This window comes from Aminobacter carboxidus (assembly GCF_014863355.1).
GTDB lineage: Bacteria > Pseudomonadota > Alphaproteobacteria > Rhizobiales > Rhizobiaceae > Aminobacter > Aminobacter carboxidus.
Genome location: NZ_JACZEP010000001.1, coordinates 1,332,220 through 1,347,425, shown reverse-complemented (window position 1 = coordinate 1,347,425; position 15,206 = coordinate 1,332,220). Strand labels below are relative to the sequence as shown.

Below are 15,206 nucleotides of genomic sequence, written 5' to 3'. Positions count from 1 at the left end.
GCAATCTGGAGCGATGGCATGGCAACAATGGAAAAACGGCAGCGGGGGCGGCCTCGCGCATTCCAACCCGCACCCGACGCTGGTTCGGTACAGTCGCTCGACCGGGCACTGCGCATCCTCGCCATTGTCGCGCATAGCGACGGCCTGTCGCTGAGCGAGATTTCGGCCGCCTCCGAGCTTGCCGCCGCAACCGCCTACCGCATGCTTACCACCTTGCAGAACCACGGCATGGTCGAGTTCGATCCTGATGGACAGCTGTGGTCGATCGGCGTCGAAACCTATCGCATGGGCGCTGCCTTCCTGCGGCGACGCAAGCTCGTCGACCGCGCCAGGACGGTGATGCAGGAGTTGATGGAGAAAACCGGAGAGACGGCCAATCTCGGTGTCGCCGAGGACGATTGCGTGGTCTTCGTCAGCCAGGTCGAGACACATCAGGCAATCCGGGCCTTCTTCCGGCCGGGCACACGCAGCCCCTTCCATGCATCGGGCATTGGCAAGGCAGTGCTTGCCCATCTCGACCGCGAGCGGGTCAACGCCATCGTCCGCAAGGCAGGCCTTGACGTCTACACGGAAAGAACGCTGTCGGAACCGGCGCTGCTTGCCCGCGACCTCGAGCAGATCCGCAACCGCGGCTGGTCTGTCGACGATGAAGAACGCTACCCCGGCATGCGCTGCATTGCCGCCGCCGTATTCAACGAATTCGGCGAACCCATTGGCGGCGTTTCGGTTTCCGGACCGACGGTGCGCGTGACACCTGAAAGGCTCGGCGAAATCGGCCCGATCGTCAGGGATGCCGCAGCTGAACTGACGAGGATGATCGGTGGCTCGCCTGACGGCACTTTGCCTGGCCTCTGAAAATGCAAGTGGGAGAAGGGTTTCCCCCTCTCCCACTTGGTGGTTTCGTTCGGACTACAGGCGACAGTAGCGCAGGCGGCCGTCATAGCCGACATAGGTGTCGGTACGCGGATCATAGCTGCGGTAGCGGGCGAAGCAGCGCTGGACATGGCTGTCATAGGGATCGGCCGGGTAATAGGCGTCATAGTAAGGTGCGGGCGCCGGGCGATGACCGCCGGCGATGATTGCGCCAGCAATGAAGCCACCGGCACCGGCAAGCGCTGCAGCCTCTGCCCTGGTCAGGCCGCTGGCAGAAGACTGCTGGACGGTGCCGATGAGGCCGGTTGCGACAACGGTTGCTGCGATAAGGCCCGAAATCATCTTGCTCTTGAAAGACATGGTGCTCTCCTTCGGTTGATCTGGGAGGCGTCCATCCGCCTCATACCAGTCAGTCGCGGCCAGCCTCCAAAAGGTTCACGCCACTGGAGAAAATTCTCATCGGAGGTTCAATAGGCCGTTCCGCGTGTGCCAGCGCCTGCGCTTGACAGCGGCTTGACAGCGGCTGAAGTCAAAAGTCTCATCGCAATGACCATCGCTGGAACGATTATGAGCCTGCAATCAGTCAAAGCCTTCTTCGCCGAACACGCCCCTGACATCGACGTCATCGAGACAACGTCAAGCTCGGCAACGGTGGCGCTCGCCGCCGAGGCGCACGGCGTCGAGCCCGCCCAGATCGCCAAGACCATCTGCATGCGTGTCGGCGAGCGGGTGATCCTGGTTGTCGCGCGCGGCGATGCACGCATCGACAACCGCAAAAGCCGCGATGCCTTCGGCGCCAAGCCACGCATGCTCGACGTCGAACAGGTGGCCGAACTGACCAGCCATCCCGTCGGCGGCGTCTGCCCCTTCGGCCTTGCAACGCCGCTCAAGATCTATTGCGACGTGTCGCTGCGCGCCTATGACGAAGTCGTGCCGGCAGCAGGTGCCACCAACGCCGCAGTGCGAATCGGGGTTGAACGGATGGCAGCTCTCGTCGGCGCGGAATGGTGCGACATATGCCAAGCCGCCATTGGCAAGACGGACGCGGAAGCGGCTGAATAGAAATAGCTGGCGCCCCATTGGGCATCCAGCTTAGCGTCCCCTATGGCAAAGCATCCCGCCAGAAGTCGAACTGATCGCGGTGCTCTATCAGTTGTTTGGGGATGAGGACTGGTCTTTCGAGCATATTGCACGCGAATGGCTCTTCGCCGGCGGCCATATTCAGCCGCGAAAGTACCTATTTTCGCAAGAGTTCCGGTACGCTATCGCCTAGCCACTGTTTGCCATCCTTCTCCCCGGCCCACGGATTACCGAACTCCTTGGGCGCCGGCGGTTCCTCGCCAGCTTTGACGACAGCCTTCACGGCGCGGCGCTCGCGCCGATGCTCGGCCTGTTTGAAAGGCTTGTCGCTCTCTGCCGTGGTCATGCCGACGATCGGGGTCTTGCGGCGGGATCGGGACATCATGACCTCCTTCATCCACTTTTTGCGAGCACACCTTGCCGCTGCGTTCAAGCAATGCCTGAGCGCGTTGGCCACCTGTCGGCAGGACGCTTGGACCGCTATGGACTAGCGACCCCCAAGCAACCGCAGATATCCGCCGATCTGGGGACGCCTCTGGATTTTCTCATAGGATGATATGGTGCCCCCGGCAGGAATCGAACCCGCGACCTTCGGTTTACAAAACCGCTGCTCTACCAGCTGAGCTACAAGGGCAATTTGCTCCGGTTAGCATATTTTGCGGCGCAGTAAAGACAATTTCGGGCGAGCTTCGCGGCTTCCCCAGATGCGCATAGCCCCCATGCCCTAAAACTCAAGCCATGTGCCTACTATATCCGGATCGCAGGCCCGCATGAACGGCCGCGCTGGAGGTGATGGATGATCAGGTTCGTGATTATTGCCGTGGTGGTGATTATCGCGTGGCTGCTGTTGCTCAAGCTTTTCCGGCAGATGAAAGAGGCGCGGGTCGACTGGACCGGCATCGCCACGATCATTGGCTTCATCGTGCTCGCCATCTACCTGCACTACGTCACCGGCATCGGCTGACATCAAGCATTGAGATCGCTAATCAGCCGGCATCACCGGTGCGGCGAACACCACGCGATTGCGGCCCTGCTCCTTCGCCTCATAGAGGCAGCGGTCGGCGAGGCGCATGAGTTGCGATGTCGGCTGGCCGGCCGATACGATCGCACCGATGCTGACCGTCAGGCGATGCCGATGTCTCTCTTCCGGATAGAATGCAAGCCGTTCGACCTCGACGCGAATCCGTTCGGCGACAGCGGCCGCCTCATCCTGACTTGTGGTTGGCAGGAAGACGCAAAACTCCTCGCCGCCGACACGCCCGACTAGGTCATGCTCGCGGATCGCTGCACGTAGCGCGTTCGAGATCAGCTTGAGTGCCTCGTCGCCGACAAGATGGCCAAAGGTGTCGTTGATGCTCTTGAAGTTGTCCGCATCGATCAAAAGCAGCGCGCCGGAATCGCATTTTCGCCTGGCCTGCTTCGATTTCTCGAAGAATGCCTCGCGGTTCAGCAGCCCGGTCATCTGGTCGTGCGTCGCTTTTGCCTTCAGCTGGATGTGGGCTTCCGACAGTTCGGCCAGCGCGCGGCTGAGTTTTTCGTTCTGCCAGAAAATCAGGAAGGCCGCAGGAAACGCCGTCATCAACGGCAGGATAGAGTTCATCGCGAAGACGAATGCCGTGAAAGACTGGCCGGCCGAATGACGGATCGAAAACGAAACCACCTGGGTCACGAGGATAACGGCGATGGTGACTAGGCCAGCCTTGAACGCGATCTTCCACACAGCGACGCCCCTTGCTCATTCGATCCGGCTCTTGCAAAGGATGCATAGTGTTTGAAGCTTAATGTTTCCAACCCGAGTATCTTGCCGTCAGCGCGCATTATCATGATCATTCGCTAATATAACGCCGGCCAAGGCCCCTGTTTCACTCCTGAAGCTGCATACTTGACCTCAGCAACTCCGACATCCGAGTATGCGCTCGAACAGAAACGGGCTGCGTTGGAGTAGCAAATGCTAAAAAACACCTTGCTGGCGTCGATCTTCACATTGGCCGGCATTTCGCTTGCCCAGGCGCAAACCTGCGAGAAAAACTTCAAGGTCAGCGGCATTCCGCTGGTCACGGCGGTATCTTACAAGAGCTCGCAGTCGTTTCCCAAGGTCAAGCAGGCCGAGGCGCTGAAGCGCCTGGCGCAGGCCGTCGCCGCCGAAGGCTTTTCCGGCATCACCGTCGACAAGAATCTCGGTGCCATCGACGCCCACCAGGAAACGTCCGGCAGCGGGCGGCCGCAAACACTGCGGGTTGTTGCCCGAAGCCAGGGTGGCGGCACGCTGGTCAATGCCGTGTTCAACATCCAACCAGGGCAAGTGACGACCAACGAGGTCGTGCGCAGCGGTATATGCACGATCATTCGCGCAGCTGCTGGCTGAGGCATCCCGTGCGGGCAACGCGTGCTGGCCATGCCGCTCCCTTTGCTTCAGCAAAACCTCATGCTACCCCGTTGCCGGCGGCCGGCACTGGCGTTTGGACCGCCGGCAGGGAGCACATGGACGCCAAGACGCTGACATTTTCGTTCGCATCCTCCGGAACAGTGGAGGCGGATGCCGCGGCCAAGCGGCTTTCCCAGCGCTATGGCCAGATGCCGTACGAGCAGGCCGACATTGTCGTCGCACTTGGCGGCGACGGTTTTCTTCTGCAGACGCTTCGTGAGACGATGAGCACCGGCAAGCGCGTCTACGGCATGAACCGTGGTACGGTCGGCTTCCTGATGAACGAATACCGCGAAGGCGCCCTGCCCGAGCGTCTTGCCGCTGCAGTGGCCGAAACCATCCGGCCGCTGGAAATGGTGACCGTTGACGATACCGGCACATCAAGGGAAGCGCTGGCGATCAACGAAGTGTCGTTGCTGCGCCAATCCTATCAGGCGGCTCGGCTGCGCATTTCAGTCGACGGCAAGGTCCGGCTCGACGAACTGATCTGCGACGGTGTCATGGTTGCGACGCCTGCCGGATCCACGGCCTACAATCTGTCTGCCCATGGCCCGATCCTGCCGCTCGATGCGCCGCTTCTGGCCCTGACCCCGGTCAGCCCGTTCCGGCCGCGGCGTTGGCGCGGCGCGCTGCTGCCTAAGACGGCGGTGGTTCGCTTCGACGTCCTGGAAGAGCAAAAGCGCCCGGTGAACGCGGTGGCCGACCATACCGAAGTCAAGTCGGTGGTGTCAGTCGAGGTCCGGGAATCGGCAAGCCACACCGCAACCCTGCTGTTCGATCCCGGTCATTCCTGGAGCGAACGCATCCTTGCCGAGCAATTCAAGTACTGAACATTGGGCCACAGCTGGAAGTAATCGGCTACAATCGCCGCGTGTGTGCCAGTTTGAGTTGACAAATCGCGCACTTACGCCTATCGCGTTGCGGCATATTGCAGGCGGTTTGCGCCTGTCGTGGCCAGCGTGCCGCGCCCTTGAACGAGCAAAGACAGCCAACAAACTTGTCCGAAGACACTCAGACCGCTCCAGAAGCGTTGACCTTCGCAGACCTCGGCCTTTCGCCGAAGGTCCTTTCCGCAGTCACCGACGCGGGCTACACCCAGCCCACGCCGATCCAGGCAGGTGCGATCCCGCACGCACTGCAGGGCAAGGACGTGCTTGGCATCGCCCAGACGGGTACCGGCAAGACGGCATCCTTCGTGCTGCCGATGCTGACGCGTCTTGAAAAAGGCCGTGCCCGAGCACGCATGCCGCGCACGCTGATCCTCGAACCGACGCGTGAACTCGCGGCTCAGGTCGAAGAGAACTTCGTCAAGTACGGCAAGAACCACCGGCTCAACATCGCGCTGCTGATCGGCGGCGTGTCGTTCGACGAACAGGAAAAGAAGCTCGAGCGTGGCGCCGATGTTCTGATCGCAACGCCCGGCCGCATGCTCGACCATTTCGAACGCGGCAAGCTTTTGCTGACCGGCGTCGAAATCCTGGTCATCGACGAAGCCGACCGCATGCTCGACATGGGCTTCATCCCCGACATCGAGCGCATCTGCAAGCTGATCCCGTTCACCAGGCAGACGCTGTTCTTCTCGGCAACGATGCCACCCGAAATCACCAAGCTGACCGAGCAGTTCCTGCACGCGCCGATTCGCGTCGAGGTCTCCAAGGCTGCATCGACCAGCACCAACATCACGCAGCGCCTCGTCAAGTCCGGCCCCAAGCCGTGGGACAAGCGCGAAACGTTGCGCAAACTGATCGATGCCGAAGGCGATGCGATCAAGAACGCGATCATCTTCTGCAATCGCAAGGTCGATGTGTCGGAATTGTTCCGCTCGCTGGTCAAGCACGACTACGACGCCGGTGCGCTGCATGGCGACATGGACCAGCGCGCCCGCATGGCGATGCTCGCCGGCTTCCGTGACGGTAAGCTGAAGCTGCTGGTCGCCTCCGACGTCGCCGCCCGCGGCCTCGACATCCCCGAAGTCAGTCACGTCTTCAATTATGACGTACCGATCCACGCCGAGGACTATGTCCACCGCATCGGCCGCACCGGACGCGCCGGACGCCTTGGCAAGGCTTTCACCATCGTCACCAAGTCCGACACCAAATATGTCGATGCGATCGAGCGGCTGACCGGTCTGCCAGTCGAATGGCACGATGGCGACCTGTCGACGGTCGTTGCCAGCGAAGGCGACGATGAGGCTCCGCGCCGTGGCCGTGGCGCGCCGCGCCGCGCCGGCAAGGAAAAGCATGGCCGCGAGCGCGACCGCAAGCCGCGCGAAGAAACGCCAGTTGCACAGGCAGTGGCAGTGGCGGCACCTGCAAGCCCAGCCCCGGTCGACAACGTCGTGTCCGACATCGACGAGCGCCGTGTGCGCAAGGAAGCGATCAGGAACGGCAATGCCGACCGCAAACCGCGCGAGCATGACGACAAGCCACGTCGTGACGACAATCGCGGCAACCGCCGTCATCAGCGCGAAGAAGACGACGATCGCACGATCGGCTTCGGCGATGACATGCCGGCGTTCATGCTGATCACCACCAACGTCTGAGCGCGCTATGCCTCAACGAAAAATGGCCCCTTTCGGGGCCATTTTCTGTTGGTGTCCGCGCGGCCTCTCGCTTCACCGAGACCGCGCTGTTTCATGGCGCCCAGCACCCTGTACCTGCCGGGGGCACCGAACGCTCCAAATGAAAAACGGCCCCGCAAGGGGCCGTTCCATCAGTCTGGCTGGCTGCCAGCCACTCAGGTGAGCGGCGACAGCTGGATCTCGACGCGGCGGTTCTGCGCCCGGCCATCCGAGCTGGCGTTGGACGCGATCGGACGGGTTGCGCCAAAACCGGTGACGGCAAAGCGACGCGAATCGACGCCCTGGGCGCCGAGGTAGTTGGCCACCGACAACGCGCGACGCTGCGACAGGTCGAAATTGTGCTGGTCGCCACCGGTCGAATCGGTGTGGCCGAAAACGTCGACTGTGGTCTGGTTGAACTTCTTCAACACCAGCGCCACCGAGTTGAGCGTGTCGTAGAAGCCCGACTTCACCGCGTCCTGGTCGGTGGCGAAGGTGATGTTGGACGGCATGTTCAGAATGATCTGGTCACCAGCCCGGGTGACGCTGACGCCGCTACCCTGGAGCTGGGCGCGCAATTCGGATTCCTGCCTGTCCATGTAGCCGCCGGCGAGACCGCCTGCGAGTGCGCCGACACCGGCGCCGATCAGCGCGTTGCGGCGATCATTGCCGCCGGCGAGCAGGCCGAGGCCCGCACCGGCAAGCGCGCCGATGCCAGCACCTGCTGCGGCGTTCGAAACCTTCTGCTGACCGGTGTAAGGATCGGTCGTGCAGGCGCCGACAAACATGCTGCCCGCCAGCGCGAAAATCACTGTCTTCTTCATAAGGAATGTCCCTCTCCGTACCGCGGAACGCAACGGCGCTCCGCGCAAAGCCCTTCACCGGCCTTGTAGCATGAAATACGGCGAAAAACGGAACGAAAGCAGTGCCAAGCGCGCAAACTACCACGCGCCTGCATGACATTTTTTGCACGTTACCAGAGGTTCTTGCCGTCGATCACCACAACCTCGATCTTGTCGAGGTCGAAGTCGTCAAACAGGCGCGAATTGACACTGACCTTGGGATTTTCGAAATCCGGCTCGCCGGTCGACCAGTCGGGCGTCTTGGTGAAGGTGCCGCAGCCGCAGATGGCGCAGAAGCCATGCTTCACCGTCTTTGATCCCCACTCATAGACCGAAACGTTTTCCGGCGGGCTGGTGAGCTTGAACTGCGATGGTGTGTAATAGGCCCACAACGAGCCGCGCTTGGAACAGAATGAACACGTGCACGACGTCACATTTTCCGGCGCCTCCGTCACTTCGAACGTCGTTGCCTTACAAGTGGCAGCTGCCTTTGATGACCATGACAAATCCCTCATATGCCTGCGCCGCCCCTGCGGCGACAGCACACAATATCCAAGTGCTCCTGACAAGCTGGCGTCAGGAGCCTCGTCAGCAAGGGGGCGTTCAGTACGACTTCGGCGGCACGAACAAGCAGATCGTCCGGCTGTCGTCGGCGCCTGCTATGGAGCACCAATGGTACTGGCCGTCGGGCGAAGCATGGATGCGCGCGTCCTGATAGGTGACGACTTCGCCCGTGCCTTCGATGACATAGCCTTGCGGGCGTTCGCTAATCGCTTTCTTCGGCACTTCACGGCAGTCGTAGCCAGAGCAGCAGGCGAAAGGATAGCTCCAGCCTTTCGGGGCATCGTGCGAAAAGGCAGGTGGCGTGATGAGCGAGATCAGCACGAGCGCTGACACTGCGAGGGCATATCGGCGCAAGCGGAGGTTTCCTGGACGCATGGCGTCATCCCCTGAGATTACCTCCCAAGCGAACCCTGCTCCCGCATGCTTAACGCAATGTTACCCGAAATGTTCCAGCGGCAGGCAACCCGGCCATCGCGCTTTGCGGATGGCCGGGGCTGGATGCCATAGAAGGCTAATCGAGGTCGGCGACTGCCTGACCTGCCCCGCCTTCGATACGCTGCGACAGCGACGCTTCCATGAAGTCGTCGAGGTCGCCGTCGAGAACGTCGGACGGGCTGGTGCTTTCGACGCCGGTGCGAAGATCCTTCACCAGCTGATAGGGCTGGAGCACGTAGGAGCGGATCTGGTGCCCCCAGCCGATGTCGGTCTTGGCCGATTCCGTCGCGTTGGCGATGGCTTCGCGCTTCTTCAGCTCTTCCTCGTAGAGGCGCGAGCGCAGCATTTCCCAGGCCTTGGCCTTGTTCTTGTGCTGCGAACGCTCGGCCTGACAGGCAACAGCGATGCCGGTGGCGATGTGCGTGATGCGCACCGCCGAGTCGGTGGTGTTGACGTGCTGGCCGCCGGCACCCGACGAACGGTAGGTATCGATGCGGACATCCGATTCCGAGACATCGATCTCGATCGAATCGTCGACCACCGGATAGACCCAGATGCTCGAGAACGAGGTATGGCGACGCGCGTTGCTGTCATAAGGCGAAATGCGGACCAGGCGATGGACGCCCGATTCCGTCTTCAGCCAACCATAGGCATTGTGGCCCTTGATCAGCAGCGTAGCCGATTTGATGCCTGCCTCTTCGCCGTCATGGACTTCCAGCACCTCGACCTTGAAGCGGCGGCGTTCGGCCCAGCGCGTGTACATGCGCAGCAGCATATTGGCCCAGTCCTGGCTCTCGGTGCCGCCAGCGCCGGCATGCACTTCGAGATAGGTGTCGTTCTGGTCGGCTTCGCCCGACAGCAGCGACTCGATCTGGCGCGCCCGGATCTCGCCGGCCAGCGAACGAATGGCGGTTTCGGCCTCACTGATGATGTCAGCGTCGCCTTCTTCCTCGCCCATTTCGATCAGGCCGATATTGTCGTCCAGCGCCTGGCTCAGCCCCTTGATGGCCTTGATGCTGTCGTCGAGCGACTGGCGCTCGCGCATCAGCTTCTGGGCTTCCTGCGGGTCGTTCCAGAGATTGCCGTCCTCTGCCCGCATGTTCAGGTAATCAAGCCGCTTTATCGCCTGATCCCAGTCAAAGATGCCTCCTCAGCAGGCTTATGGCCTGCCTGATTTCGTCGACGATGTTCTGCGTTTCCGCGCGCATGGAGATTGCTTCTTTTTGCTTGTTTCGCGCCCGAAGGCGGCTGTTGAATCCGCGCGGAACATAGGGATGAGGTCGCCCCCTGTAAAGCAAAATGGGCAGGCGCGATCAGCCCTGCCCATCAGCCTTACGACGGCGTCGACTGCCTAGCCGGCGTGCGCGGCTTCAAGCATTGCGACATCGATCTTGGTCATCTGCAGCATCGCCAGCATGACCCGGGCGGCCTTTGCCGCATCGGCATCGCCGAGCAGCCGAGGCAAGGCCTCAGGGATGACCTGCCATGAAAGCCCGAACTTGTCCTTGAGCCAACCGCACTGGCTGGTCTGGCCGCCTTCCGAGAGCCTGTTCCAGAAATAGTCGACCTCAGCCTGGTCCTTGCAATCGATGCTCATCGAAATCGCTTCGGTGAACTTGAACATCGGGCCGCCGTTCAAGGCGGTGAAATGCAACCCCTCAAGCTCGAATTCGGCCACCATCACGGTACCCGCAGGCCCGGGTCCCGCCTCGCCATAGCGGGTCGTCTTGCCAATCTTGGAATTGTTGAACACCGACGTGTAGAATGTCACCGCCTCTTCGGCCTGGTTGTCGAACCACAGGAACGGGCTGATCTTCTGCATCATCTTCTCCTCGCTGAAACCTCAACTGTCGCCGTCATCGACTGGCTGCTGCGCCAAGGATGCCTTGGCAGCGGTTTCGACACAGCTTCGGATTTTCCGCGCCATCACCCGTCGTTGCCATGCAACAATCATCAATAACCAAAAGGCTATATAACTCTTTGGATATTTGCAAGTGACATCAGCGCAAACAAAAATGCGCGCGGCGAGGCCGCGCGCATTGTCAGTTCATCGAGACGCCGGCGAATGCCGGATGATGTGCTAGTAGAGGCCGCCGCCGCCTTCGCTGATGGCCTTGCTGGCCTGTGGCGACAGCGCTTCGCCGTAGCCATTGGTGCCATCTTCGCCCATGCCGATGACCCAGTAGCTGTCGGCAGGTCCGGTGCCGGGCTTGAAGGCTTCCATGATGGTGCCTGGCGCGCCCTCACCCGCCTGCATGCCAGTCTTGCGGTCGATCGAAATCAGCTTCATGCCTGCGGGCACGACGAAGTCGCTCTTGGGCGTGCCTTCAAGTGCCACCGTCATGAAGTCCTTGAACACCGGTGCGGCGAGGCCGCCACCGGTGGTGCCCTTGCCGAGCCCCTGCGGCTTGTCGTAGCCCATGTACAATCCGACGACGAGGTTGGGCGTATAGCCGACGAACCAGGCGTCCTTTTCGTCGTTGGTCGTTCCGGTCTTGCCGGCGATGGGACGATTGAGCGACAGCAGCGTCGTTGCCGTACCGCGCAGGACGACGCCTTCCAGCATCGACGTGATCTGGTAGGCGGTCATCGGGTCGAGCACCTGCTCGGAATTGTCGACCAGCTCCGGCTCGGGCTGATTTGCCCACTCGGTGGCAACGCAGCCTTCGCAGCCACGCTCGTCATGCTTGAACACCGTTTTGCCGTAGCGGTCCTGGATGCGGTCGATCAGCGACGGCTTGATCTGGCGGCCGCCATTGGCCATCACGGCATAAGCCGAGACCATGCGCATGACAGTGGTCTCGCCCGCGCCCAGCGCCATCGGCAGATAGGGTGCGAGCTTGTCGTAGACGCCGAAGCGCTCGGCATATTCCGCAACCGTCTTCATGCCCATGTCGTTGGCCAGGCGCACGGTCATCAGGTTGCGCGAGCGTTCGATGCCGGCGCGCAGGGTCGAAGGACCAGCAGCCTTGCCGTCATAATTCTTGGGCGACCAGCTTACATTGCCCGACTGGATGGTAATCGGGCCGTCCATGATCACCGATGCCGGCGTGTAGCCATTGTCGAGTGCTGCTGCATAGACGAAGGGCTTGAAGGCCGAGCCTGGCTGGCGCATCGCCTGCGTCGCACGATTGAACTCGGACTGCGAGTAAGAGAAGCCGCCGACCATGGCCAGCACGCGGCCGGTATGAGGATCCATGGCGACAAGGCCGCCCGACACCTCAGGCACCTGGCGCAGCGCGTAGCTGTCGCCTTCATTCTTCTCGACATAGATCACATCGCCGGACTTCAGCACTTCGGAGGGCGAATTGGCCTTCACGCGCTTGCCATCGGCGACGTAGCGCATGGCAAAGCTCATGTCTTCCTTCGACACCGTGCTCGTCTCGCGGTCCTTGGACAGCGCGCCGGAGATCTCGCGTTTGGGCTGCAGTCCGATTTCGAGGCCGGTCTTCGAGCTGTCGAGCACGACTGCCAGACGCCATTCGGGGATGTCGTCCAGCGCCTTGACCTCGCCAAGTGCGGTGCCCCAGTCGCCCGAGATGTCGATATTCTTGACCGGACCGCGATAGCCGCGCAGGCGATCGTACTTCTCCAGACCCGACTGCATTGCCCTGCGCGCCATGGCCTGAAGTTTCGGATCGAGCGTGGTGCGCACCGACAAGCCGCCTTCGTAGAGCGCGTCCTGGCCGTAGCGTGCGATCAACTCGCGGCGCACTTCCTCGGTGAAGTACTCGCCAGCGAAGACATAGGTGCCGGTCCGGCGTGGCGTCACGCCGAGCGGCGAAGCCTTGGCCTTGTCGCCTTCTTCGCGCGATACGTAGCCGTTGGTGACCATCTGGTCGACCACCCAGTTGCGGCGCTCGATGGCACGGTCGGCATATTTGAACGGATGATAGTTCGACGGGCCTTTTGGCAGCGCGGCGAGATAGGCGGCTTCAGCCACTGTCAGTTCGTTGACCGACTTGTCGAAATAGGTCAGCGCAGCACCGGCGATGCCGTAGGCTCCGAGCCCGAAGAAGATCTCGTTGACGTAGAGCTCGAGAATACGGTCCTTCGAGTAGGCCTGCTCGATGCGGAAGGCCAGCACCATTTCCTTGATTTTGCGCTCGTAGGTCTGGTCGGAGCTCAAAAGGAAGTTCTTGGCGACTTGCTGGGTGATCGTCGACGCACCGACCTGGCGGCGGCCGGAGCCGAAATTCTGGAAATTGGTCAGCACGGCGCGACCAAGGCCAGTCACGTCGATGCCGGGGTGATTGTAGAAGTTCTTGTCCTCAGCCGACAGGAACGCCGCCTTGACGCGATCGGGGACCGCCTGGATCGGCAGGTAGAGCCGGCGCTCGCGCGCGAATTCGCCCATCAGCGCGCCGTCGGAGGCATGGACGCGCGTTGTGACCGGCGGCTCATACTTGGCGAGCACCTCGTAGTCGGGCAGTTCCTTGGTGAGTTGGCCGAGATAGAGCGCCACGCCAGCTGCAACGACGAGCGCAAGCGTCGTGCCGATGCCGAAGAAATAGCCGATAAGACGAATCATGCCCGCTCCAGTACAAGGTCCGGGGATTCCCTAAACCAACCCGCCATCATCGCAAGCTGCAGGTACTGTCCCGATCCGCTAACGGCCACCCATGTCGCGCGGTTGTGGACAAAATACGGCAACAGCCCGAACGCGCCAAAGATTCTGGCCGAAAATACCACAAATGCCTGTTCCGCGACCTGCCGGCAATGCCAGGCAAGAACACAGAGTAGTCCCTTTCAGCCGCCGGGAGCGCCCCTTTCGGCGACAAAGGCGGCCACTGCCTTGGAAATGCTTGTCGCGGCCTTCTCGCGCCAGTCGGCGCTGCGAAGCTGCTCTTCGTCCTGGGGATTGGAGAGGTAGCCGAGTTCGACAAGGACCGACGGCACGTCTGGTGCCTTGAGCACGCGGAAACCGGCCGAGCGATGCGGATTGTTGATCATGCCGACCGTCGGCGACAGCTCGCCGACCAGTGAGCGCGCGAACCGGGTCGAAAAGCCGTGTGTCTCGCGTCGGATCAGATCGACAAGAATATCCGATACAGCATGATCTTCTTCGGCAACGTCGACGCCAGAAAGCTGGTCGGACAGATTTTCGCGATCGGCCAGTGCCTGCGCGTCAGCGTCTGAAGCCTTGTCCGACACAGTATAGACGGTCGCACCGCGGATACCTTTGAGGCGGATGGTGTCGGCATGGATCGAAATGAACAGGTCGGCCTCTTGCTGGCGAGCGATACGCACGCGGTCGTCCAGGCGCAGAAACTCGTCGCCCTCACGGGTCAGGACGACCTTGTAGGCACTGTTAGAGGCAAGCTTGGCCTGCAACTCCTTGGCGAAGGCGAGCGTGACGGTCTTTTCGACAGTTCCGTTCAGGCCCTCGGCGCCACCGTCGATGCCGCCATGGCCTGGATCGAGCACGATCGTGAACGGGCGGTCGCCGCGATGCGCGATCTTGCCGAGCCTGTCGGTCTTGGGTGTTGTCGAGCCCGTCGTTTCGGCCTGGACCGCGAGTGCCGCATCGAACTCCCGCTCCGATGCGGCGGCGATGTCGGCAACCAGGCGATAACCTGACCCGCCTTCATTCTTGAGGATATCGACCTTCTCGACGTTGAAAGGCCCCTTCGACGTCACGATCAGCCGCGAGGCGCCCTCGCCCGACAGGCCATAACGTACGCTCTTGATCAGCCCCCGTGGCTTGAGGTCCTTGGCGTCGAGCGCGAGTGTTGCACCAGGCAGATCGATGACCAGACGATGCGGGTTGCGCAGCAACAGCCATTTCGGCTCCGGCTCCCGGTCGAAGTTCATCACGATGCGCATATGAGTCGCATCGCCGGCCATCTTGTAGTCGAGCGTCTTGATCGTTTCGGCGGCGCAAACGGGCTGGCAGTTGATGCCGGCAAACACGACGAGGCACGTCAAGAGCACAAACATTGCGCGACGTACCGCGCCGCCGGGCTGGATGCTCCCGAACGGGAAGCTCTTGCCAGTCAATGCCGCAGGCCCCATCTCAGTCTTGCCGCTCCAAAAAAGCAGGCGTGCAGTCATTGCACACCGTTACCAATCGCTGGCCGAATACGCGGCCCCTCGATTAACAACTGGTAACCAGAGAAGGTTAACCGAGTCTTTGTCGGAATGCTCCCCCTTGGGTTGTCGCACCCGCCTTTGCCGGCGTCGGAAATCGGGGTTGCGCTCAACCTCGCCAAATCATAAAAGCGACATTGGATCACTGCAATCCAGGGCCCGCGCCCTCAGCGCCTTCCGCTAGGGAACCACGCGACGAGCGATGGCCCGCCTCGCAATAGAGATAGATTTCAGTGATCGCGACGAGATTCGCAGGCGCGGCCCGTGGCGGGGTAGCGACTGCGTGAGAAAAACGGCCGGACACTATTCCGCGCCGGCTCTGTAAGAGCAAAGTAGC

General features: G+C 61.5%; 15 protein-coding genes, 1 tRNA gene and 1 pseudogene. 6 read left to right on the top strand and 11 right to left on the bottom strand.

Annotated features, from left to right (window positions below; all coding sequences use genetic code 11):
• Window positions 1–18: 18 nt before the first annotated feature.
• Window positions 19–855, top strand: coding sequence for an HTH-type transcriptional regulator BhcR (bhcR, locus tag IHE39_RS06370; RefSeq protein WP_184774316.1), 837 nt, complete (start codon window positions 19–21; stop codon window positions 853–855).
• 54 nt (window positions 856–909) lie between these two features.
• Here the strand turns inward: bhcR and IHE39_RS06365 are convergent, their stop codons facing one another.
• Window positions 910–1,233, bottom strand: a complete 324-nt coding sequence (locus IHE39_RS06365; RefSeq protein ID WP_184774314.1) for a BA14K family protein — start codon at window positions 1,231–1,233, stop codon at window positions 910–912.
• A gap of 207 nt (window positions 1,234–1,440) precedes the next feature.
• Between IHE39_RS06365 and IHE39_RS06360 the strand changes: the two genes are divergently transcribed.
• Window positions 1,441–1,935, top strand: a complete 495-nt coding sequence (locus tag IHE39_RS06360) for a YbaK/EbsC family protein (RefSeq protein WP_184774312.1) — start codon at window positions 1,441–1,443, stop codon at window positions 1,933–1,935.
• A gap of 175 nt (window positions 1,936–2,110) precedes the next feature.
• Here the strand turns inward: IHE39_RS06360 and IHE39_RS06355 are convergent, their stop codons facing one another.
• Both IHE39_RS06355 and IHE39_RS06350 read right to left on the bottom strand, forming a co-directional pair.
• A complete protein-coding gene (locus IHE39_RS06355; protein ID WP_246485387.1) occupies window positions 2,111–2,350 on the bottom strand; it encodes a hypothetical protein in 240 nt (79 codons plus the stop codon).
• Window positions 2,351–2,511: 161 nt separating this feature from the next.
• Window positions 2,512–2,587: transfer RNA gene (locus IHE39_RS06350), tRNA-Thr, on the bottom strand.
• A 162-nt stretch (window positions 2,588–2,749) separates the two neighbouring features.
• Between IHE39_RS06350 and IHE39_RS06345 the strand changes: the two genes are divergently transcribed.
• On the top strand, window positions 2,750–2,917 hold the full coding sequence (locus IHE39_RS06345; RefSeq protein WP_192565855.1) for a hypothetical protein: 168 nt from the start codon (window positions 2,750–2,752) through the stop codon (window positions 2,915–2,917).
• 18 nt (window positions 2,918–2,935) lie between these two features.
• Here the strand turns inward: IHE39_RS06345 and IHE39_RS06340 are convergent, their stop codons facing one another.
• The gene (locus tag IHE39_RS06340) at window positions 2,936–3,673 is read right to left on the bottom strand and encodes a diguanylate cyclase (RefSeq protein WP_192565854.1); all 738 of its coding nucleotides are present in this window, start codon (window positions 3,671–3,673) and stop codon (window positions 2,936–2,938) included.
• Window positions 3,674–3,901: 228 nt separating this feature from the next.
• On the opposite strand from IHE39_RS06340, the gene IHE39_RS06335 reads away from it, so the two are divergent.
• The 3 genes from IHE39_RS06335 to IHE39_RS06325 all read left to right on the top strand — a co-directional run bounded on the left by IHE39_RS06335 (window position 3,902) and on the right by IHE39_RS06325 (window position 6,920).
• On the top strand, window positions 3,902–4,318 hold the full coding sequence (locus tag IHE39_RS06335) for a hypothetical protein (RefSeq protein WP_192565853.1): 417 nt from the start codon (window positions 3,902–3,904) through the stop codon (window positions 4,316–4,318).
• Window positions 4,319–4,434: 116 nt separating this feature from the next.
• Entirely contained in the window at window positions 4,435–5,208 is a 774-nt protein-coding gene (locus IHE39_RS06330) for an NAD kinase (protein ID WP_192565852.1), read from the top strand.
• 167 nt (window positions 5,209–5,375) lie between these two features.
• A complete protein-coding gene (locus IHE39_RS06325; RefSeq protein WP_192565851.1) occupies window positions 5,376–6,920 on the top strand; it encodes a DEAD/DEAH box helicase in 1,545 nt (514 codons plus the stop codon).
• Window positions 6,921–7,114: 194 nt separating this feature from the next.
• Here the strand turns inward: IHE39_RS06325 and IHE39_RS06320 are convergent, their stop codons facing one another.
• The 7 genes and pseudogenes from IHE39_RS06320 to IHE39_RS06290 all read right to left on the bottom strand — a co-directional run bounded on the left by IHE39_RS06320 (window position 7,115) and on the right by IHE39_RS06290 (window position 14,719).
• On the bottom strand, window positions 7,115–7,762 hold the full coding sequence (locus IHE39_RS06320; protein WP_184774299.1) for a YiaD family glycine zipper/OmpA-like lipoprotein: 648 nt from the start codon (window positions 7,760–7,762) through the stop codon (window positions 7,115–7,117).
• 149 nt (window positions 7,763–7,911) lie between these two features.
• Window positions 7,912–8,281, bottom strand: a pseudogene (locus IHE39_RS06315) (GFA family protein).
• A 102-nt stretch (window positions 8,282–8,383) separates the two neighbouring features.
• Window positions 8,384–8,719, bottom strand: coding sequence for a cupin domain-containing protein (locus IHE39_RS06310; protein ID WP_246471479.1), 336 nt, complete (start codon window positions 8,717–8,719; stop codon window positions 8,384–8,386).
• 136 nt (window positions 8,720–8,855) lie between these two features.
• Window positions 8,856–9,987 (bottom strand): peptide chain release factor 2 gene (gene prfB, locus IHE39_RS06305; protein WP_184774295.1). Its coding sequence is split into 2 segments (ribosomal slippage): window positions 8,856–9,920 and window positions 9,922–9,987, totalling 1,131 coding nucleotides; the frame shifts between segments, so codons are not numbered across the junction.
• 143 nt (window positions 9,988–10,130) lie between these two features.
• Window positions 10,131–10,601: a VOC family protein gene (locus IHE39_RS06300; RefSeq protein ID WP_192565849.1), complete on the bottom strand. Its 471-nt coding sequence runs from the start codon at window positions 10,599–10,601 to the stop codon at window positions 10,131–10,133.
• 258 nt (window positions 10,602–10,859) lie between these two features.
• On the bottom strand, window positions 10,860–13,310 hold the full coding sequence (locus IHE39_RS06295; protein WP_192565848.1) for a penicillin-binding protein 1A: 2,451 nt from the start codon (window positions 13,308–13,310) through the stop codon (window positions 10,860–10,862).
• 218 nt (window positions 13,311–13,528) lie between these two features.
• Complete coding sequence (locus tag IHE39_RS06290; protein WP_246485385.1) at window positions 13,529–14,719, bottom strand: N-acetylmuramoyl-L-alanine amidase; 1,191 nt, start codon at window positions 14,717–14,719, stop codon at window positions 13,529–13,531.
• Between the last annotated feature and the right edge of the window lie 487 nt (window positions 14,720–15,206).

Coding starts and splice junctions, on each gene's coding strand:
- IHE39_RS06320 (WP_184774299.1), bottom strand. CDS start 7,762: ATGAAGAAGACAGTGATTTTCGCGCTGGCGGGCAGCATGTTTGTCGGC.
- IHE39_RS06295 (WP_192565848.1), bottom strand. CDS start 13,310: ATGATTCGTCTTATCGGCTATTTCTTCGGCATCGGCACGACGCTTGCG.
- IHE39_RS06365 (WP_184774314.1), bottom strand. CDS start 1,233: ATGTCTTTCAAGAGCAAGATGATTTCGGGCCTTATCGCAGCAACCGTT.
- IHE39_RS06330 (WP_192565852.1), top strand. CDS start 4,435: ATGGACGCCAAGACGCTGACATTTTCGTTCGCATCCTCCGGAACAGTG.
- bhcR (WP_184774316.1), top strand. CDS start 19: ATGGCAACAATGGAAAAACGGCAGCGGGGGCGGCCTCGCGCATTCCAA.
- IHE39_RS06290 (WP_246485385.1), bottom strand. CDS start 14,719: ATGTTTGTGCTCTTGACGTGCCTCGTCGTGTTTGCCGGCATCAACTGC.
- IHE39_RS06335 (WP_192565853.1), top strand. CDS start 3,902: ATGCTAAAAAACACCTTGCTGGCGTCGATCTTCACATTGGCCGGCATT.
- IHE39_RS06345 (WP_192565855.1), top strand. CDS start 2,750: ATGATCAGGTTCGTGATTATTGCCGTGGTGGTGATTATCGCGTGGCTG.
- IHE39_RS06355 (WP_246485387.1), bottom strand. CDS start 2,350: ATGAAGGAGGTCATGATGTCCCGATCCCGCCGCAAGACCCCGATCGTC.
- IHE39_RS06360 (WP_184774312.1), top strand. CDS start 1,441: ATGAGCCTGCAATCAGTCAAAGCCTTCTTCGCCGAACACGCCCCTGAC.
- IHE39_RS06300 (WP_192565849.1), bottom strand. CDS start 10,601: ATGCAGAAGATCAGCCCGTTCCTGTGGTTCGACAACCAGGCCGAAGAG.
- IHE39_RS06310 (WP_246471479.1), bottom strand. CDS start 8,719: ATGCGTCCAGGAAACCTCCGCTTGCGCCGATATGCCCTCGCAGTGTCA.